This is a genomic window from Deltaproteobacteria bacterium (genome assembly GCA_016874755.1).
GTDB lineage: Bacteria > Desulfobacterota > Binatia > UBA9968 > UBA9968 > DP-20.
In genome coordinates this window covers 46,986-65,465 of the sequence record VGTH01000011.1, presented here as the reverse complement: position 1 = coordinate 65,465, position 18,480 = coordinate 46,986, and the positions used below count along the sequence as shown (strand labels likewise).

At 57.9% G+C, this 18,480-nt stretch carries 19 protein-coding genes and 1 pseudogene; 4 read left to right on the top strand and 16 right to left on the bottom strand.

Annotated elements, in window-relative coordinates; all coding sequences use genetic code 11:
* Window positions 1-23: 23 nt before the first annotated feature.
* Window positions 24-539 (bottom strand): PIN domain-containing protein, encoded by a 516-nt coding sequence (locus FJ145_09015; protein MBM4261558.1) that lies wholly within the window; start codon window positions 537-539, stop codon window positions 24-26.
* A gap of 162 nt (window positions 540-701) precedes the next feature.
* Between FJ145_09015 and FJ145_09010 the strand changes: the two genes are divergently transcribed.
* Window positions 702-1,943, top strand: coding sequence for an ATP-binding protein (locus FJ145_09010; GenBank protein MBM4261557.1), 1,242 nt, complete (start codon window positions 702-704; stop codon window positions 1,941-1,943).
* 469 nt (window positions 1,944-2,412) lie between these two features.
* On the opposite strand, the gene FJ145_09005 is transcribed toward FJ145_09010, so the two are convergent.
* A complete protein-coding gene (locus tag FJ145_09005) occupies window positions 2,413-3,777 on the bottom strand; it encodes a cupin domain-containing protein (GenBank protein ID MBM4261556.1) in 1,365 nt (454 codons plus the stop codon).
* A 105-nt stretch (window positions 3,778-3,882) separates the two neighbouring features.
* On the opposite strand from FJ145_09005, the gene FJ145_09000 reads away from it, so the two are divergent.
* Window positions 3,883-4,830, top strand: coding sequence for a fumarylacetoacetate hydrolase family protein (locus tag FJ145_09000; GenBank protein ID MBM4261555.1), 948 nt, complete (start codon window positions 3,883-3,885; stop codon window positions 4,828-4,830).
* A 15-nt stretch (window positions 4,831-4,845) separates the two neighbouring features.
* On the opposite strand, the pseudogene FJ145_08995 reads toward FJ145_09000, so the two are convergent.
* Both FJ145_08995 and FJ145_08990 read right to left on the bottom strand, forming a co-directional pair.
* Window positions 4,846-5,519, bottom strand: a pseudogene (locus FJ145_08995) (ankyrin repeat domain-containing protein).
* A gap of 51 nt (window positions 5,520-5,570) precedes the next feature.
* The gene (locus tag FJ145_08990) at window positions 5,571-6,077 is read right to left on the bottom strand and encodes an SET domain-containing protein (protein MBM4261554.1); all 507 of its coding nucleotides are present in this window, start codon (window positions 6,075-6,077) and stop codon (window positions 5,571-5,573) included.
* A 267-nt stretch (window positions 6,078-6,344) separates the two neighbouring features.
* Here FJ145_08990 and FJ145_08985 point away from each other — a divergent pair, with 267 nt between their 5' ends.
* Window positions 6,345-6,941 carry a hypothetical protein gene (locus FJ145_08985; GenBank protein ID MBM4261553.1) on the top strand — a complete coding sequence of 199 codons (597 nt, stop codon included), beginning with the start codon at window positions 6,345-6,347 and terminating at the stop codon, window positions 6,939-6,941.
* A 13-nt stretch (window positions 6,942-6,954) separates the two neighbouring features.
* On the opposite strand, the gene FJ145_08980 is transcribed toward FJ145_08985, so the two are convergent.
* Entirely contained in the window at window positions 6,955-7,998 is a 1,044-nt protein-coding gene (locus FJ145_08980; GenBank protein ID MBM4261552.1) for an ABC transporter substrate-binding protein, read from the bottom strand.
* 102 nt (window positions 7,999-8,100) lie between these two features.
* Between FJ145_08980 and FJ145_08975 the strand changes: the two genes are divergently transcribed.
* A complete protein-coding gene (locus FJ145_08975; GenBank protein ID MBM4261551.1) occupies window positions 8,101-8,973 on the top strand; it encodes a methyltransferase domain-containing protein in 873 nt (290 codons plus the stop codon).
* A 9-nt stretch (window positions 8,974-8,982) separates the two neighbouring features.
* Here FJ145_08975 and ureG read toward each other — a convergent pair whose 3' ends face one another.
* The 11 genes from ureG to urtB all read right to left on the bottom strand — a co-directional run bounded on the left by ureG (window position 8,983) and on the right by urtB (window position 18,434).
* Window positions 8,983-9,603: an urease accessory protein UreG gene (ureG, locus tag FJ145_08970; GenBank protein MBM4261550.1), complete on the bottom strand. Its 621-nt coding sequence runs from the start codon at window positions 9,601-9,603 to the stop codon at window positions 8,983-8,985.
* Window positions 9,604-9,672: 69 nt separating this feature from the next.
* Window positions 9,673-10,362: an urease accessory protein UreF gene (locus tag FJ145_08965; protein MBM4261549.1), complete on the bottom strand. Its 690-nt coding sequence runs from the start codon at window positions 10,360-10,362 to the stop codon at window positions 9,673-9,675.
* The gene (gene ureE / locus FJ145_08960; protein ID MBM4261548.1) at window positions 10,359-10,862 is read right to left on the bottom strand and encodes an urease accessory protein UreE; all 504 of its coding nucleotides are present in this window, start codon (window positions 10,860-10,862) and stop codon (window positions 10,359-10,361) included. The genes FJ145_08965 and ureE overlap by 4 nt, the downstream gene beginning before the upstream one ends.
* Window positions 10,862-12,559 carry an urease subunit alpha gene (gene ureC / locus FJ145_08955; protein MBM4261547.1) on the bottom strand — a complete coding sequence of 566 codons (1,698 nt, stop codon included), beginning with the start codon at window positions 12,557-12,559 and terminating at the stop codon, window positions 10,862-10,864. Before ureC ends, ureE begins: the two co-directional genes overlap by 1 nt.
* Entirely contained in the window at window positions 12,556-12,864 is a 309-nt protein-coding gene (locus tag FJ145_08950) for an urease subunit beta (protein ID MBM4261546.1), read from the bottom strand. The genes ureC and FJ145_08950 overlap by 4 nt, the downstream gene beginning before the upstream one ends.
* A 55-nt stretch (window positions 12,865-12,919) precedes the next feature.
* Window positions 12,920-13,222: an urease subunit gamma gene (gene ureA / locus FJ145_08945; protein MBM4261545.1), complete on the bottom strand. Its 303-nt coding sequence runs from the start codon at window positions 13,220-13,222 to the stop codon at window positions 12,920-12,922.
* A 98-nt stretch (window positions 13,223-13,320) separates the two neighbouring features.
* Complete coding sequence (locus FJ145_08940) at window positions 13,321-14,163, bottom strand: urease accessory protein (protein MBM4261544.1); 843 nt, start codon at window positions 14,161-14,163, stop codon at window positions 13,321-13,323.
* 6 nt (window positions 14,164-14,169) lie between these two features.
* Window positions 14,170-14,919: an ABC transporter ATP-binding protein gene (locus tag FJ145_08935; protein ID MBM4261543.1), complete on the bottom strand. Its 750-nt coding sequence runs from the start codon at window positions 14,917-14,919 to the stop codon at window positions 14,170-14,172.
* Window positions 14,919-15,740 (bottom strand): urea ABC transporter ATP-binding protein UrtD, encoded by an 822-nt coding sequence (gene urtD / locus FJ145_08930; GenBank protein MBM4261542.1) that lies wholly within the window; start codon window positions 15,738-15,740, stop codon window positions 14,919-14,921. The genes FJ145_08935 and urtD overlap by 1 nt, the downstream gene beginning before the upstream one ends.
* Window positions 15,737-16,816: an urea ABC transporter permease subunit UrtC gene (gene urtC, locus FJ145_08925; protein MBM4261541.1), complete on the bottom strand. Its 1,080-nt coding sequence runs from the start codon at window positions 16,814-16,816 to the stop codon at window positions 15,737-15,739. The genes urtD and urtC overlap by 4 nt, the downstream gene beginning before the upstream one ends.
* Window position 16,817: 1 nt before the next feature.
* Entirely contained in the window at window positions 16,818-18,434 is a 1,617-nt protein-coding gene (gene urtB, locus FJ145_08920) for an urea ABC transporter permease subunit UrtB (GenBank protein MBM4261540.1), read from the bottom strand.
* Between the last annotated feature and the right edge of the window lie 46 nt (window positions 18,435-18,480).

The window sequence follows — 18,480 nt, the reverse complement described above, 5'->3', positions numbered from 1 at the left end:
GGCTTGCAGACAAGATCTTCGCGTCAACGTCCGGCAATGACTGTTAGGCCCAAGGTAGGGAAATCGCGATCGAAAGCGAAACAGGGAATATCGTCGAGCAACCTCGTCACGATGACAAACGAAACGGCATCGCAGAACGACAACCGGCGCTGACGTCCCCGGCGGCGAAAAATCTCTTCAGCTTCCGCGCGTGCGATGTCGCCATAGTTGATGACCGTCAAAGTAGGCTTGATTTCGTCTAGAAAAGTGACGGCATGCGTAGTGCCGAGTCGATAACGCAAAAGCGTTGTGGTCTCACTAATAATGTCCCAAGTCGTTAGGAACGATACCCCGCAACGCGCCGACTCTTCTGCCAGTTCTTCCGCATGTTCATGATTTTCATCGTCAACGTCGAAACACGCATAAAAGAACGAGGTGTCGCAAAATACACGAGAGGGCAGAGTCACTAGCTGCGCCGGGAAACCCGCCCGTAAAGATGATCCTTCACCCGGCCTGAGACGTTTGTTTTCCGACCCTCTCCGCTTCGGCATCTTGCGCATGAAACCCAGTAACTTCTTCGCTGATCAACCCAGTCGACTTAGTCAACTCCGCCAAGTGCGCTTAGGTTTTCGCGCTGGCGTTTTCCATTACCCGGATTAGCCGAGATTGTATTCCGGATGGGCCGTCATTATAATCCGGATTGGACGAGACAATAATCCGACATGGCCAAGATCGCTGGCACTCTCTATCAACGTTTCTCTGCCGCGCGCGTACGCACGGCACTCGCAGACACTCCAGTGGTGCTGGTCAATGGGCCGCGCCAGTGCGGTAAAACAACTTTGGTTCGACAGCTTGTTGGCGGCGAAAGAGGTTATCTGACCTTAGACGATGACACCGTGCTTGATGCGGCGCGCAACGATCCGGCCGGTTTTGTGCGCTCGCTCGACCGCGTCGTCATCGATGAAGTTCAGCGGGCGCCCAATCTCTTGAGGGCGATCAAAACCTCGGTGGATAACGATCGCCGTCCAGGGCGATTTTTGCTCACCGGGTCGTCTAATTTATTGACGTTGAGCCAGGTGCCCGAGAGTATTGCCGGGCGCATGGAAGTCTTTACTCTTTTGCCGCTTGCCCACGCTGAGATCCGCGGTAAGAAGTCGCCCTTCATCGAACGCGCGTTTTCGGGACACTTGGCAAAGCCGTCCGAGGTTGTGGTTGGACACGACCTGATACACCTCGTCCTCAGCGGCGGTTACCCGGAGATGCTCGGCCGTGCCGACCCGAACCGGCGCCGGGCCTGGGCGCGCGCGTACATAAACTCGATTTTGCAACGCGACGTGCGCGATATCGCCGAGGTAGAAAAGCTCGACCAAACGCCACGCCTGCTACGCGCCATAGCCCTTCACTCAACTCAACTGACCAACTTTACCCAAATCGGCGGCCGGATGGGACTCGACGACAAGACCACGAGAAAATATCTCGGCATTATGGAGCAACTCTATCTGTTACGCCGCGTTGAGCCGTGGTTTCGCAATCGTATCAAGCGCTTGATCAAAACGCCCAAGGTCAATTTCCTCGATTCCGGTCTGCTCGCCGCTTTGCTGGCTACGACCGCTGAACGGGTCGCAAAAGACCGCTCTCTTTTCGGCGTACTTCTGGAGACCTTCGTGTTCGGCGAGATCCTAAGACTTTCTTCGTGGGCTGACCAGGCTTACGCAATTTATTACTATCGTGACAAAGACCAAAACGAAGTCGATATCGTCATAGAAAATGAACTCGGCGAAATCATCGGCATCGAGGTCAAGGCCAGCGCCACAGTGAGCGCAACTGATTTCAAGGGGCTACGCAAATTAGCCGAACTCTGCGGCGCAGAGTTGAAGCTTGGTGTGGTGCTCTATGACGGAGAGAATCTCGTGCCTTTTGGCGAGCGCATGTTTGCCGCGCCGGTGTCTAGCCTTTGGTGTTAAGCTCATTGAGGCAAGCCGCCAGCAGGTGACTATTTCTGGTTGCCCGATCGTGCAAAGGTATTCGCGGACGTCGTTTGAATGTCTGAATCAAACCCAGTCCGGACCATTTTTATGTGAATTGTGAACAAGCTCGATCACATTAGGTTCGGTGCAGCCAATGGCCGTCTGGATCCGGGGCAATTACTGTCTCAGTAGTCTGATGGCAATTTGTCAATGTTTAAAAGTCTGACCCCATAAAATGCAACCATAAAATGCAACGATCATCATCGCGGTTGTCGGTATCCTCAACGCGCTCAAAATCGGAATCCTTACCAACGTTGGGCATCGCCGCGATAACCTCGGCAAACGATCGTTTGCGCGATTTTAACAGAGCTTGAGCGAGAAGAATTCGGATTGACAGTCCTGAAAAAACAAAGCCCCGGCGCTACGTATGCAGCGCCGGGGCTTTGTTTACATTCAGACTGCGCGTCTACGTATCCCGCTCGCTCGTCGGCCCCACCTCGCCCGTGCACCATGGGATAAACGCTTTCATCTTACACGTCGCGCCGTTGCGTTTGAGCTCGCCTTCAAAGATCTTGTGAATTTCGCGTTCCTCATCCTCATACTCGATCTGCCAGCCGCCCTCTTTGATGCTTCGGTCGGCATACTCGCCGCCGCCGCCGCGGCCTTTTTTGTACAAGCCCATATCGCCGGGGCGCAGCGCCAGATAGCGGGCGCGGGTCGTGCCTGAGTTAAAATGTTGGTGGTAGCAGTTGTCGTTGGGGACGGTGACCATGGAGCCTAGCGCCCAGTCGCATTTGATCATGTCGGAGCGGTCTTCTTTGGTCCAGATCAGTGAATAGCCGCCGGTGCCGCTGAGCAGGACCAAGTGCGCGCCCGGGCCGTGGCGGTGCGCTTTTTTATAAGTCCCGATGGGGAACTCTGAAATGTGGCTCTTGGTGTTGTTGTCGCACATTTCCAACATGGCGTTGATGCCGCCGGCGCCGCGCTCTTTCCAGCCGTAGAGCGCCATGTCGGGCGCGTTGGCGATGAAGTTCGACTCCCAGACGCGGCGGGTGTAGAGCTTGCCCTTGCCGCTGAAATAATCTTCCTCGCTGTCATAGCGGCCGGTAAATTTGTAATCGCAGTTGAAAATAAACTTGTTGTCGCGATAAAGGCGGAACATCGGCGGCGCGTTGGTCACCGCGATATAGCGGGTCGGCTCCTGACCGCTGCCGTTAAAATTCTGATACCAGCTATTAAGCGGTATCGAGAACAAGCTGCCCGCCTGCCATTCAAAGCTCGATTTCTTCTTATCGTCCTGCCAGATGGTCGTCGCGCCGCGGCCCGAGACGACGTAAATCGTCTGCTCGTACATGTGATGCTCAGGTTCAGACTTGCCGCCGGGCTTGATCTCGACCACATGGCAGTCGTTGGGCATGTGGTTGTTGTCGATATGGACGACCGCACCGCTGCCACCCTTGCGCTCCCATGGCCCCAATTCGACCTGCGCCAAGCTCTTGAAATAATATTCCTGGTAAACCCTCACCCCTTCGCTCTTGAGCCAGTCCGCGTAGGGATCGGTTTTGAGATAATCTTTGAGACCGTCTTTGGGGGTCTCCGCGACTTTCATATCAGTGCCTAGCATGACCACAGTTGAAGCCCTCCTCGTGAACTTAATGTTGAATATCCGATACCTGATAAACTTGTCAACGCGGCGGAAAGCCGCGCAAAGCCGCTTGGAGTCTCGCGTCAAGAGTTTAACCTCCGGCGTCAGAGCCTCTGCAACATGAAGTCGCTTACGCAGCCCTCGCGTTTTTCTCGCCCCAGAGTGCCCCAGGCGCTGAGTTAGCATCCATTTCTTTTCTCTGCTGCCGGTGCGCGGGAAATTCTGGACGCTTGACGTTACGCCGATACCAGTGCTACGCCAACGCAAGCAAAAACTTTTCGGAGACAGTCAATGAAAATCGTTGTATTTGGACCTGATAAACGAGTGGGTGCGTTGGTGGGCGACACTGTGATCGATCTCAACCGAGCGTCGGCACAGATACCCGCGCGCTTGCTAAACTTCATCGAAGCCGGCAAGGCGGCGCTGGACGAAACCCAGAAGATAATCGCCCATCAGCGCGCGACAACACCGAGCGCGGGCGGCCCAGTCCAGCCGTTGAGCAGCGTGCAGCTGCACGCGCCCTGGCCCGAGCGGCGCATCGCCTGCGTTGGCGGCAACTACGCCAAGCATCTGCTCGGCATGTGGGCCAACCGTCTGGGCAAAACCGATATCACCGTCGAAGAAGTTGCCACGGAGGCGAAGAAAGCCGGCCAGTGGGGCTTTTGGAAAGTGCCGGCGGAAGTTGCCGGACCGGGCGGCACGATACCGTTTCCCAAGCGCGTGACCTATTTCGATTACGAAGGTGAAGTGGCCATTGTCATCGGCAAGCGCGGCAAAAACATTCCGGCAAGTAAGATCAACGAATACGTCTGGGGCGTAACCCTATTCCACGACTGGTCGATCCGTGACGGCGGCGGCACGGATCGCGCGGTGAGTTACAACTTGCAGAAAAATTTCGACGGCGCGGCATCGATGGGACCGTGCATCGTCGTCGGCGAAACCGGCCAACAAGAAGTCGATGTCGAAACCCGCGTCAACGGTGTGGTGCGCCAGAGCTACAGCACCAGCGAAATGATCTGGGACTTCGGCGAAGTGATCGAGTATCTCTCCCAGGACTTCACCTTCGTCCCCGGCGACGTTATCGCCGGCGGCACCTCCGCGGGCACGGCCGCCGACAAGTCGCGCCGGGGCGCCGACGGCAAACGGCCGTTGGATTTGTTTCTCAAAGTCGGCGACGTCGTCGAGGTGTCGTCGTCGAAGATCGGCGCACTGTCGAACAGGATTGTTACCAGCGAATGACCGCCGCGCATTGCATCACTTCGCGCCGGCGCGCTCTAGCAGTTTGACCATTTCGCTGTAGCCGCGCCGGCGCGCGTGCGCGAGCGGAGTTACGCCTTCGCGGTCGGCGATGTTTACGTTGGCGCTGTGGGCGAGGAGCAGCCGCATGATTTCTTGATGCTTGGCGCCGCCGTCGCTCAGAATGATGGTTTCGAGTAACGCGGTCCAACCGAGATTGTTGACGTGATTGACGTCGATCTTGGTCTTCAGCAGCTCACGCACAACTTCCACATGACCGTAGTGGCAAGCCGGTATGAGGGCATTGCCGCCGTATTGGTTGGTAGCGCGCACGTCCGCCCCCGCGGCCAGCAACAACCGGACGATTTCCACATATCCGTGCACCGAGGCGGTCATCAAAGGCGCCTCGGCACCAGATCGGCCTCGTTCACATCGGCGTCCGCCGCGAGCAGGCGGCGCACGACCTCGATGCGGTTTTCATAGACCGCGGCATTGAGTGCGGTCCGGCCGCGGTCGTCCTTGGCTTTGGCGCTCGCCCCCTCTTTCAACAGACGGTTCACTGTCGTTAGGTCGCCCGCGGCAGCGGCGCGAATCAGCGTCGCGTCACGCTCAGCGCTGAATTGGGCACACAGCGTCCCGGCGGATAGAAGCAACAAGACAATAGATATCGCGGGTCTTGCGAAGCAATTCACGAATCCCTTTTTTGCGCCTTTCGCGCATTTTGCGGTTAATTCCCAATCCGCCTAATTTTCTTCCTCCCCCAACATCGTGCCGCGGCACTTCTTAGCGCCGCAGTAGCAGGCGTGCTCGCGTTGGGCCTTTTCGGTGTGCGGCTCGCCTATCTGCAAGTTGTAGTCGTAGGTCAGCTCTTCGCCGGGTCCGATGACACGCAGCGCGTGGATAAAAATCCGATCCTTCTCATCGATGATTTCACAGTTGGGCGCGCAGGAGTGATTGATCCAGCGCGCCGAGTTGCCGCGGCGCGTGGCGTCGATGACGGTCTGATCATTGACCGTGAAAAGCATCGTGTGCGCCGAGTTCGCGTGTAGCTCGCTGTAGCGCTCATCGGCTGCTTCATGGGAAATCCTTTCGCCTTTGTACTCGATGACGCGCACGCCTTTGGCGATCCATGTCAGCGCGAACACCCCGAGGCCATGAATGGACGAGCGGCGCACGGCAAAGCGCCGCTCGCGCTTGGCTTTGGGCGCCAATTTTTTTCTTGTTTGCATTTCCGTAGTCATGTCACCGATCACCTTCGCACAGCGGCAGCCGCAAGAAAAATCATGTTTTCGCGCTTTCACTTCCCGGTCAGCTCGATTGAGCGCAAAAATAGGCTTTGACAGAAGTGGCGTATCACGCTTCAACTTCCGAGGAAAATCATGCCTAAGCTTGGACAAACCCGGGCAATAATTTTGACTATTGGCTATCGCTGTCTATCGTTTGCGCAAGGCTACTTTCAGAGGTCGTGTCGACTGTGCTTTGTCAGAATTTGGTCGATAGATACCTACTGAGCCCCCATGTTCGAGACTTCGATCAACAATTACTTCGGCATCACCACCGAGAGATTCTGGCAACAACTCCTCGCTGGCGCTGCCGGCGCACAGGTCATCGCCACCCTAAAAGCGCAGGCATCGAAGCCGCTCGCGTCTGAAGACTGGCCCATCGTTCTGTCCGGCGTAGCGGCCCGCGCCAAAGATCTTTTAGACGTCGACATCGCTTGGGTGGTCGTTTCCGGCTGGGGCAAGTACCGCGAGCTGATGGAATATGCCATCGCCGACCGTCACAATCCGCGCGACACCCATCTCGTGCCGTTGAGCAAACATACCATGACGGTCGACTACAATCCGTTTCTTGAAGTGCGCTACGACGGCCAACCCTTGGGCAAGGTTGTCTTCGACGTGCAGCTGACTTTCGACCTAGAGGGTTTTGTCCTGACCCTTCAAGATAGCAAAATCAGAAAGGTGCGCACCGGCAGCTGCGCCGCGCAGGGCAAGATCGAATTCGCCGGCCACTGCTTGGTTGAAAAATCACTCACAAAGATCGCGCTGCCCAATGTGGTCAATCTCGGCGAAGGCGTCGACCTACCCTGCAGCGACAGCGAAGCTTTTCAGTAACTTCTCCGAGTTCCTACTTCGACGGGTAGCGCTTGGCCATCTCGTTGAAAAATCCTTCTTTCTCCAACTCCTGCAAAAAACTCATATCGACAAACTGCTCGGGCTTGGCGCTCTTGGCCTGCGGCATGGTCGGCGCTAGGCGGTCCAGAAGAAATTGCAGTCCTTTCAACGTCGGGTATGGCCGTTTGGGCGTGGTGCTGACGTAGGCTTGGTACGATGTTTCGAGCACATCGGCGTCGTTGGTGCGCATGTATTTGCTGAAGACCTTTAGCGCGCTGGATTTATTGCTGTAGATCGAGTGGATGCCCTCCACGTAGCCCTTGAGCGCCGATTTGACCACGTCGCGGCTGCTTTTAATGAAGACGCGCGTCGTCGCCATGCCGTTGCCTTGCACTTCGACTTTCAGATCGGGAATCTTGAGCAACTCCACCAAGCCCATGCGCTTGGCGATCGGCAGCGTCGATGAATTGAAAACTCCCGCATCGATCTTGTTGGCGGACATGGCGGCGATGCGCTCCGCGTCGGGGCCGCCGGGGATCAACTGCCAATCTTTGTCCGGGTCGATTTTCAGATGTTGGGCAAGAATAATCGCCGCAAAATGCGTCGCCGCACCGTAGCCGCTGATGCCAAAACGTTTGCCCTTGAGCTGTTCGAGCCGGGTTATTTCCGGGCGCGCAAACACGGTGGAGTCGTAGTAAATTTCCACGCCGCCGATCAGCACCAAATCATGCCCCGCGAGCGACGCCTGGACGACTTGGCCGATACTCATCAGCGGCGGATCGCCGGCGGCCAGAGCTTGGATCGCCAGCTGCCCGCCACGCAGAAAAATCGGCTCGACGTCCAGACCATATTTCTTGAAGAGGCCTTCTTCCTTCGCCACCCAAATATGTCCCTGACGAAACCCGAGGGACGGATAACCGAAGCGAACCCTCTTGAGCTCCTGGGCCGTCGCCAGCGACGCCACTGCATTGAGCCCCATCAGCAAGGCCGTCGACAAGAGCAATCGCGCAATCAACATGGTTTTCCCCCGGCAGATGGTATTCCGTGCAATCAACATTTGCCATTTTGCCGACCACCGAGCAAGACACCGCCCACCCCGTGGCACGAAACTCTAGCTGTGCTAATATAGCCGCTCCAATCCTCATAAGGAGATTTCGTTATGCGCAAATCAGTTAGAGCGTTGGCCTTGCACGGTTTTTTGGCTGGCCTGTCATTCGCGTTATTTTCCATTGGCGTAGTGCCGGTGGCGGCGCAGGAACTTGTCAAACTCCCCTACGTGCCAACGCCTCAGAAAGTGGTCGATGAGATGATCAAGCTTGGCGAAGTCAAAGCGACGGACTACGTGATCGACCTTGGTTCTGGCGACGGCCGCATTATCATCACCGCGGCAAAGACCGCCAAAGCGCGGGGGTTGGGAGTCGACATCGATTCTAAACTGGTTGAGCTCAGCAACAGCAACGCCAAGAGTGCAGGCGTTGCAGATCGCGCCGAGTTCGTCGAGCGCGATATGTTCAAGACCGACATCAGCAAGGCCAGCGTCTTGATGCTCTACGTCTTGCCGGAGTTCATGCAAAGGCTGCGCTCCAAAGTGCAAAACGAACTCAAGCCCGGCACCCGCGTGGTCGCCCACGACTATCACATGGGCGACTGGTACCCGGACCGCATCGTCGAGCTGACCGTGCCGGAAAAGATTGAGGCCAACGGAACCGATAAAGCTTATCTTTACTTGTGGGTTGTGCCGACCATGGTGCAAGGTAGTTGGAATGTCCAGTTCGAACCGGCGGGAAAGGTCGACCCGCTCATTTTCGCTTTCAATCAGAATTATCAAATGATCAGCGGCGCCGTTGTCGGTCCCGGGCAACCCAAGATCGAGGACAGCAAGCTAAACGGCGACGAAATCAGTTTTACGCTGACCATGCGCTCGACGCCCTATCAATTCACCGGCAAGATCATGGGCAACACGATCGAAGGCAAAGCCCTTGCCGCCGGTGCCAAGGAAGCGATGCCGTGGAAAGCGACTAAAGCGAAATGACGAGTGGAGCTAAGGTCCGCGCTGTTCCGCCATCCTAGCGCCTACCCAATCGACGACTGCGGGTACGCCGGCGCCGGCCTTTAGATCGGTAAATAAAAACGGCCGCGCGCCGCGCATTTTTTTGGCATCCCGTTCCATCACGCCGAGATCGGCGCCGACGTGGGGCGCCAGGTCGATTTTGTTGATCACGAGTAAATCGGATTTGGTAATCCCGGGGCCGCCCTTGCGCGGGATCTTGTCGCCGGCGGCAACGTCGATGACGTAGATCGTCAGATCGGCAAGTTCCGGGCTGAACATGGCGGCTAGATTATCGCCGCCCGACTCAATTAGAATCAGATCAAGATCAGCAAAGCGGCGCGTGAGCCGATCTACGGCTTCTAAATTAATCGACGCATCCTCGCGAATCGCTGTGTGCGGGCAGCCGCCGGTCTCCACGCCGATGATGCGCTCCGGCGCCAGCGCCTGATGGCGCACGAGAAACTGCGCGTCTTCTTCCGTGTAGATATCGTTGGTGACGACGGCGAGATTATAGCGCTCGCGCAGCTCACGACAAAGGGTGAGCGTCAACGCAGTCTTGCCCGAGCCCACCGGGCCGCCAATGCCAACGCACAGCGGTTGATCTTGCTGCATGGTGATCCCTAAAATTTAGCGCTACAAACGTTCTTAGGCCTTGTCAGGGCGACCGGCTGGTCGCCCAATTTACGAGCGAAACAACCTTGTGTACTGCGTCTCGTGCCGGCTCGATAGAATGGCCAATTGCGGCATGAAACCGCCGAGCTCGTCATCGCTCAATTGCGCCGCAGTCTCTGTGACACGCACGACATGATCACTCAGCGCCAATAAAATCTGCTGCCCCTGGGTTTGGCCCAACGGCACGGTCTTGATCGCCGCCATAATCTGATTCTCCAGCCAGCCCCAGAGATACGCCGCCAGTGCTTCTTGCGCGGCGATTTGCCAGTGGGCTACTGCCATTCCAAACCCGGTGGGAAAAGCTGTTTCCGCCAAGCTGCGGAGATGGCCCAGCGCGCGCGGCTCAAGATCCCCGAGTTCACCAAACAGGCGCGTCAAGGAGAACCCCATCTGCACTGTTTCCGCGCGCAGCTCCGCAGTTTCTCGCCCGGCAAGAAACAAATCGTTCCAACGATTCACTGCGGCGAAATCGTTTGCTTGCCACGCGGCGATCAGCCGCAACAACAGCGGCGCTTCAAGCCGCCCGAGGGAATACTCCAACACATCGCCGATCCAGCGCTTTGTCGTCGCTGCATCGGTGACAATCCCCGCGGCAATCGCCGCCTCCAACCCTTGCGAGTAGCTGTAGGCACCCACCGGCAAAGCCGGGCTGGCCAACTGCAATAGACGCAGGAGGCGAATATCCGCGTGACCGTTCATGACTTCGCATGCGCCATGTCGCCGTTGCCGTACTCGTGAATTTTCGCGGCACCGTCGCTGCCGTGCGAATGACGGCTGGAATAGGCGCCCGCCTCGGGTTCGAACACCGCTTCTGTGCAGATCAGATTGGCGCCCAGACTTTTCAGCATCGCTTCCAGGACGTGGTTTCGGTGGATGCGCAAAAAGCCCGCGCAGACCTGGGTGGGTGCGTGACGATTGCCAAGGTGATACGCGGCGCGAGTCAATTCTTCCGGCGTCGCAAAGGATGCTTGCACGACGATCTCGGCAGCGGCAACCACTTCGACCACACGGCCATCGGTTGCAACGAGCAGTTCGCCGCCGCGCAGCGACTCACCGCGCGGCAAACGAACGTGAACGTTCTCGCCGTCGGACAGACTGGCATCGAGCCAGCGTTTTTGCCGTGACTCATAGGTCAGCGGCAACTGCGCGTCGATGCGCAGGTCGGCACGGCGTTCGATGCGTTTGATAATTTCTACCATCAGAAAAGAAAGTAGCGCTGCGCCAGCGGCAACACGTTGGCCGGCTCGCAGACCAGCAACTCGCCTTCGGCGCGCACCTGATAAGTTTCTGAGTCGACCTCGATCTTTGGCTGCCAGTTGTTGTGCACCATATCTTTCTTTCTTAGCTTGCGGGTGCTTTTCACGGCGACCAACGGGCGCGATAATTTGAGTTTTTGCAGCGCCGGATTTTTCAACGCCGCTTTCGAAATAAACGTCGCCGACGTATTCAAAGCTTTGCCGAAGCTGCCGAACATCGGCCGGTAGTGCACCGGCTGCGGCGTCGGGATCGACGCATTGGCGTCACCCATCGCCGCGGCGGCGATCATGCCGCCTTTGACAATCAAATCCGGCTTGACGCCGAAGAAGGCCGGTTTCCAGAGCACGAGATCGGCCAATTTGCCTTCAGCGATGGAACCGACAACGTCTGCGATACCGTGAGTAATCGCCGGATTGATGGTGTACTTGGCGATGTAGCGTTTCACCCGACCGTTGTCGTGGCACGCTGGATCGCCGCGGAGAGAACCGCGCTGAACTTTCATCTTGTGCGCCGTCTGCCAGGTGCGAATGACAACCTCGCCCACGCGCCCCATGGCCTGCGAGTCGGACGACATCATCGAGAACGCTCCGAGGTCGTGTAGGATATCCTCCGCCGCGATCGTCTCTTTGCGAATGCGCGATTCGGCGAACGCCATATCTTCGGCGATGCTTGAATCCAGATGATGGCAAACCATCAGCATGTCGAGATGCTCGGCGATGGTATTCACGGTGTAGGGCCGGGTCGGATTGGTCGACGACGGCAGCACGTTGGCTTCGCCGCAGACTTTGATGATATCCGGCGCATGGCCGCCGCCGGCGCCTTCGGTGTGAAACGTGTGAATCGTCCGCCCTTTGAACGCTTTGATCGTCGCTTCGACGAAGCCCGATTCGTTCAACGTGTCGGTGTGAATCGCCACCTGCACATCGAGCTTGTCCGCTACTGACAAACAATTATCGATGGCCGCTGGCGTCGTGCCCCAGTCTTCGTGCAACTTCAAACCGATAGCGCCGGCGTTGATTTGTTCGATCAACGGCGCCGGCAAGCTCGCGTTGCCCTTGCCGAAGAAACCGAGGTTCATCGGAAACGCTTCGGCGGCTGCGAGCATTGAGTAAATGTGCCATGGACCCGGCGTGCAAGTCGTCGCGAAAGTCCCAGTGGCCGGACCCGTACCGCCACCGAGCATCGTCGTCACCCCCGACATCAACGCTTCGTCAATCTGCTGTGGACAGATGAAATGAATATGCGAATCGATGCCGCCGGCGGTGACGATCTTCCCTTCGCCGGCAATGATTTCGGTCGCTGCGCCGATGGCAATCGTCACGCCTGGTTGAATATCGGGGTTGCCGGCCTTGCCGATCTTCCAAATGCGGCCGTTCTTAATACCGATGTCGGCTTTGACAATGCCCCAGTGATCGACGATCAGTGCATTGGTGATCACCGTGTCGGCGACCTTCGCCGCCGGCAGTTGGCTCTGCCCCATGCCGTCGCGAATGACTTTGCCGCCGCCGAATTTCACCTCGTCGCCGTAGACCGTCAAGTCTTTTTCGACCTCGACCCACAGTTCGGTGTCGGCGAGCCGCACCCGGTCGCCCACCGTCGGCCCAAACATCTCCGCATAGGCGTGGCGGCCGATCTTCATTTCACCGCTCCCATGACTTTGCCATTGAAGCCATAAATCTTTCTCGCGCCGGCAACGGCGACCAGCTCCACGGTGCGGGTCTGTCCCGGTTCAAAACGAACCGCGGTGCCCGCGGCGATATTCAAACGAAAGCCGCGCGTCTTCGCGCGCGCGAACTTCAACGCCTCGTTAGTCTCGAAGAAATGATAGTGCGAACCCACCTGAATCGGCCGATCTCCACTGTTGGTCACGGCTAGTGTCACGGTCTTGCGACCGAGGTTGATTTCAAGCTCACCGTCGACAACTTGGATTTCCCCGGGGATCATCACATCTCCTCACGTGAGGGCAAGGGCGACCGCCGGTCGCCCCTACAGCTTGTTCCTAGACTATCGGATTATGCACCGTCACCAATTTCGTGCCATCCGGAAACGTTGCTTCAACTTGAATCTCCGAGATCATTTCCGGCACACCTTCCATGACATCGTCACGTGTCAACAATGTCGCGCCCCAACCCATCAGCTCCGAAACGCTCCGGCCGTCGCGCGCCCCTTCCATGATCGCCGCGCTAATAAATGCGACGGCTTCCGGATAATTTAACTTGAGACCGCGCGCCTTGCGCCGCTCGGCGAGCAAAGCAGCGGTGAAAATTAGTAGTTTATCTTTTTCGCGTGGCGTTAGTTCCATTTGTGGCTCCTGCAAAGTGCGAATCGAGGATAGAGGATCGAAGATAGAGGATTGCGCCTTCCCCCTCCATCCTCCATACTCAACCCTCGATCTTCCAACTAAGTCCGCCAAATTCTTGGCTCGATCCCCTCGCGTCTTAACAACGCCGGCCGCAATATCCGCCACAGCTCGAAGAAATATTTTTTCGCTGCTTCGCTCGAATCACCGAGATAGCGCGCAACGAGCACACCCGGCAACAACGTCACCGCGCCGTCACCCCCGACTGGTGCAGCTTGCCGACAGAGGCCGAGCAGTGCCACGCTCAATTGCGGCGCCGCCGCGATCAAAGTTCCAACCACCGGTTGGTCGGCCAACAGCGCTGGCGAGCGCAGTCCAGCGCCGCCGCCTTCTAAACAAGCCCGCTCAAGCAGCAGCGGCTTTCCGCCACGATCGATCAACGTGCGCGCGAGCCACTTTCCGTTCGTGAAGCGCTCCCCCGCGCCGCTTCGGCCCAAACAGAGGATTTCCCAGCCGATGTAGCAAGATTCGGCACCGAGCCGCACCTCGGTTTTCTGCTCCGCCAGCGCGGCGTCAAAAACGATGGTCTCCTGCGGCAGCCATTCCAGCGTGGTATCCGGACCGAGGGTAAATTGGATATTCTGCGTAGCCGTGGGACCGGCGCTACGATACCATTTGGTTGCACCTGGAGTGGTCAGCAGGACGGAGGAGCCTGGCTGCACGGTCGCGCCGAGGTCGAGTCGGTCGCCGCCAGCGATCCCTCCCGGCGGGTGAACAATGATCGTGTGACACACGGCATCGCCTTCGGGATAAAGCGGCTTTTGCACGACCAGCGGCCCATCATGCGCGCGCCGCGCAAGCACGGTGCGCCGGCCGCGCTTGGCGAACTCCAGCGCCAATTGCGCCTGCCAAGCTGGCGCCCTGGAAGCGGCGGCCTGAGACATCGGAGGTTACACCGCTAACATCTTACGCACGGCGTCGCCAGAAAGATCGTCGCGGCCGCCGGCATGGACCACAGCGCCGCGATCGAGCACACAGTACGCATCGCAAATCTCACGCGCGAAGTCGAAATACTGCTCGACCAGAAGGATCGCAATCCTTCCCTCGCTCTTGATGCGGCGCACCGCGCTCTTGACCGCCGCAATTTCCGGAGACTCACGCTGGCCGCTTTTGACGCGATGCAAGACTTTTTGGATCTGGCTGATGACACTCGGCTGAATGCCTTCCGTCGGCTCGTCGAGAATCAAGAGCTTCGGCTTCGTCAACAGCGCCCGGCCGATCGCCAATTGTTGTTGTTGGCCGCCGGAGAGATCGCCGCCGCGCCGTTTGGCCATCTCTTTAAGCACGGGAAACATCTCGTAGATATCCGCATCGATGGATCGGCTTTTCTGCCCCGCCAGACCGGTCAACAGATTCTCTTCCACCGTCAGCCGCGGAAAAATTTCCCGCCCCTGCGGCACGTAGCCGAGACCCAAGCGCGCGCGGGAGTAGGATGAAGCGTTCGTAATATTTCGGCCGTCGAAGTTGATCGTCCCAGAACGTACCCGTTCGACGCCCATGATTGCTTTTAGCAGCGTGCTCTTGCCGACGCCGTTGCGGCCGAGCACAGCGGTGCAAGTACCCGCCGCGACTTCCAAGGAGACATCGTTGAGCGTGTGGCTGCCGCCGTAGTAGTGATGGAGCTTTTCGATGCGCAGCATCAGCGTCCCAGATAAACCTCGATTACCCGCTCGTCGTTTTGCACCGCTTCCATGGTTCCTTCCATCAAGACGCTCCCTTCGTGCAGCACTGTGACCTTGCGCGCCAGCGACGCCACGAACGCCATGTCGTGCTCGACGACCACCAGTGAATGTTTACCCTCCAGTGAGAGAAATAGCTCCGCGGTCCGTTCGGTCTCCTCATCGCTCATGCCGGCCGCCGGCTCGTCGAGCAACAAGATTTGCGGCTCTTGCATCAGCAGCATGCCGACCTCCAGCCATTGCTTTTGGCCATGCGACAAGCGGCCGGCAGGCTCGGCCATGCGCTCTTTCAAATGCACCCGCTTGAGCATCTCATCAATGCGATCTTCTTCTTCTAAGCTGCGCCGGTGAAACAGGGTCTTCCACACGCCTTTAGGACCGTTCATCGCCAATTCGAGATTTTCAAAAACCGTCTGCTGCTCGAAGACGGAGGGCTTTTGGAATTTGCGGCCAATACCAAGCCGGGCGATTTCGTACTCGCTGCGCCGGCTAAGGTCGATGGTCTGGCCCAGATAGACGCTGCCCGAGTCGGCTTTTGTCTTACCGGTGATAACGTCCATCATAGTGGTCTTGCCGGCGCCGTTGGGACCGATGACGCAGCGCAGCTCGCCGGCGTCGATAGAAAATGAAAGCTCGTTCAGCGCCTTGAAGCCGTCGAAGCTCACACTCACGCCGTCGATGTAGAGGACAACGCCATGCGAGACATCGATGCGGTCGCGTTCGACTACATGGCTTTCCCCGGAAATGCCGATGCCGTCGAGGTCGGAAACCGCCGTCGTCACTTGGCACCACCGCGCCGCAAGACCATCACTCCTTGCGGCAAGAACAACGTCACGATAACGAACAAGGCGCCGAGAAAGTAAAGCCAGATGTTGGGCCAGGCAATAGTCAAATAGCTTTTGGCGGCGTTGACCAGCCCGGCTCCCACTAAAGGTCCGACCAATGTACCGCGCCCGCCCACCGCGACCCAGATAGCGATCTCGATCGAATTGGCCGGCGACATCTCGCTCGGATTGATGATGCCCACTTGCGGCACGTAGAGCGCACCGGCGACGCCGCACAGGAGCGCCGACACCGTCCAGGCGAATAATTTATAATCGCGGGTATTGTAGCCGGAAAACATCGCGCGCGACTCGGCGTCGCGGATCGCCGTCAGCACACGGCCGAATTTCGACGCGACGATGAAGCGGCAGACAATGAGAGTCAGAATCAAACACCCGCCGGTGATGGCGAAAATCGCCACACGCGTGCCGGGATGCGCTAACGAAAAACCGAGCACCCGTTTAAAATCGGTGAAGCCGTTGTTGCCGCCGAAGCCGGTGTTGTTGCGAAAAAATAACAGCATCAAAGCGTAGGTCAGCGCCTGCGTGATGATCGAAAAGTAAACCCCTTTGATGCGCGAGCGAAAGGCGAACCAGCCGAAAACATAAGCAAGCAGGCTGGGGACGAGCAGAATCTTCAACAGCGCCACAAAAAAGTACTCGCTGCCGGCCCAGTACCAGGGAAATTCCTGCCAATCAAGAAAAACCATGAAGTCCGGCAGATGGCTGCGATACTGTCCCTCGGCGCCGATCTCGCGCATCAGATACATGCCCATCGCGTAGCCGCCGAGGGCGAAATACAAACCATGTCCTAGCGAGAGAATGCCGGCGTAGCCCCAGATGAGACCGAGCGCCAAAGCGACGATCGCGTAGCACATGATCTTGCCGACCAGCAAGAGGTAGTAATCGGATAGATGAAAAAGACTGCCTGCTGGCACGAGCAAACGCAGCGCAGGAACCACGATCAACACCACGGCGGCAAACCATGCCAGATAAAGCCAGCCGCGCCGGTCGTAAAGTTGCGCGATGCGCGTCATCTCAGCTGTCGGCCGTGCGCCCTTTCAGCGCAAACATGCCCTGCGGCCTTTTTTGGATAAACAGGATGATTAGGATAAGCACAAAAATCTTGCCGAGCACGGCGCCGGCGAAAGGCTCGAGAAACTTGTTTAATTCGCCCAGACTCAATGCCGCCACGATGGTGCCGGCCAATTGGCCGACGCCGCCGAGCACGACGACCATGAAAGAGTCGACAATGTAACTTTGCCCCAAGTCGGGGCCGACATTGCCGATCTGCGACAACGCGACGCCACCCAGTCCGGCAATGCCCGAGCCGAGACCAAAAGTCAACGCGTCGACGCGGGGCGTTTGAATCCCCATGCAATCGGCCATGGTGCGGTTCTGCGTCACCGCGCGCACATAGAGCCCGAGCCTCGTGCGCGCCAAGAACAGCCAAACCAAGAACAATACGAAGCCGGCAAAACCGATGATGACAATACGATTGTAGGGCAAGACGACATCGGCGCCCAGATCGAAGCCGCCGGACATCCAGGTGGGGTTGGCGACCTCGACGTTTTGCGCGCCAAAAACATTGCGCACGACTTGGATCAACATCAAGCTGATGCCCCAGGTCGTTAGCAGCGTTTCCAGCGGACGGCCGTAAAGGAAACGAATCACGCACCGCTCCAGGGCGATGCCGACTAGCGCAGCGACCAGAAATGCTGCCGGCACCGCCGCGACCAGATACCAATCGAGCGCTGCCGGCCAGTAGACGCGAAAGAGCGTCTGCACCCAGTAGGTCGCATAAGCGCCGAGCATCAACATTTCGCCATGGGCCATGTTGATGATGCCCATCAAGCCGAAGGTGATCGCCAAGCCCAGGGCGGCGAGCAGCAGCACACTGCCCAGGCTGAGTCCGCTAAACAGGGCGCCGGCAATCTGCGGGATCAAGTTTCGCTGCTCGATGGCGGCCAGCGCCTTTTGCGCTTCGCCGCGCACCTCGGCATCCGGCTCCGCCGGACTGCCGTCGTTATTTTTTTGTAATAGAGAGCTAAGAATCTGCCTGGCCTGGGGGTTGGAGCTGGCGCTGAGCAGCTGCACCACTTGGCGGCGCACCGCGGGTTCACTGCTTTTCAATTCAACAATCGCACGCGCTTGCGACAACAATGCTTTGATTTCCGCATCGGCCTCTTTTTCTAAAGCAGTCTTGATCAATGGCAGCATTTCTTCGCTGGGTTCGCCGCTGATCGTTTTCGCCGCGGCGAGCCGTTCGGCACGCTCGCCAGACGCCAACCGGAGCGCGGCTATGGCGCCGTCGAGCGCCGCGCGAATCCGATTATTGACGGTAATTTGCTCGGTTTTGCCCGCCGCCCCATCCACGGCCGCTCCAGTCACCGCATCAGTGACTTTGCCGTCGCCAACGAGAACCGGCCGGCCATTGAACAGATGCAACGCGTCGTCTTGCATCGCCTTAAACAAAGGCAGCGCCGCGCTCTCCCCTGACGCCACCAGTTTGTTAATCGCTGCGATCCTCGCGTCGGCGTCCTCGGCGCCCAACTGCTTGACCATCGACTCGTCGAGAGCATGGCCGAGCGCGGTGAAAAGAAATGCTCCCAAGAAGGCCGCGGCCGCAAGTCTCTGTTTAGAGATGAAGTGCATCTAGTGTTCGCAGACTAAAAATCGCAGAGGGCGAACAACCCGCCCT

Coding starts and splice junctions, on each gene's coding strand:
- FJ145_09015 (MBM4261558.1), bottom strand. CDS start 539: ATGCGCAAGATGCCGAAGCGGAGAGGGTCGGAAAACAAACGTCTCAGG.
- FJ145_09010 (MBM4261557.1), top strand. CDS start 702: ATGGCCAAGATCGCTGGCACTCTCTATCAACGTTTCTCTGCCGCGCGC.
- FJ145_09005 (MBM4261556.1), bottom strand. CDS start 3,777: ATGCTAACTCAGCGCCTGGGGCACTCTGGGGCGAGAAAAACGCGAGGG.
- FJ145_09000 (MBM4261555.1), top strand. CDS start 3,883: ATGAAAATCGTTGTATTTGGACCTGATAAACGAGTGGGTGCGTTGGTG.
- FJ145_08985 (MBM4261553.1), top strand. CDS start 6,345: ATGTTCGAGACTTCGATCAACAATTACTTCGGCATCACCACCGAGAGA.
- FJ145_08980 (MBM4261552.1), bottom strand. CDS start 7,998: ATGTTGATTGCACGGAATACCATCTGCCGGGGGAAAACCATGTTGATT.
- FJ145_08975 (MBM4261551.1), top strand. CDS start 8,101: ATGCGCAAATCAGTTAGAGCGTTGGCCTTGCACGGTTTTTTGGCTGGC.
- ureG (MBM4261550.1), bottom strand. CDS start 9,603: ATGCAGCAAGATCAACCGCTGTGCGTTGGCATTGGCGGCCCGGTGGGC.
- FJ145_08965 (MBM4261549.1), bottom strand. CDS start 10,362: ATGAACGGTCACGCGGATATTCGCCTCCTGCGTCTATTGCAGTTGGCC.
- ureE (MBM4261548.1), bottom strand. CDS start 10,862: ATGGTAGAAATTATCAAACGCATCGAACGCCGTGCCGACCTGCGCATC.
- ureC (MBM4261547.1), bottom strand. CDS start 12,559: ATGAAGATCGGCCGCCACGCCTATGCGGAGATGTTTGGGCCGACGGTG.
- FJ145_08950 (MBM4261546.1), bottom strand. CDS start 12,864: ATGATCCCCGGGGAAATCCAAGTTGTCGACGGTGAGCTTGAAATCAAC.
- ureA (MBM4261545.1), bottom strand. CDS start 13,222: ATGGAACTAACGCCACGCGAAAAAGATAAACTACTAATTTTCACCGCT.
- FJ145_08940 (MBM4261544.1), bottom strand. CDS start 14,163: ATGTCTCAGGCCGCCGCTTCCAGGGCGCCAGCTTGGCAGGCGCAATTG.
- FJ145_08935 (MBM4261543.1), bottom strand. CDS start 14,919: ATGCTGCGCATCGAAAAGCTCCATCACTACTACGGCGGCAGCCACACG.
- urtC (MBM4261541.1), bottom strand. CDS start 16,816: ATGACGCGCATCGCGCAACTTTACGACCGGCGCGGCTGGCTTTATCTG.
- urtB (MBM4261540.1), bottom strand. CDS start 18,434: ATGCACTTCATCTCTAAACAGAGACTTGCGGCCGCGGCCTTCTTGGGA.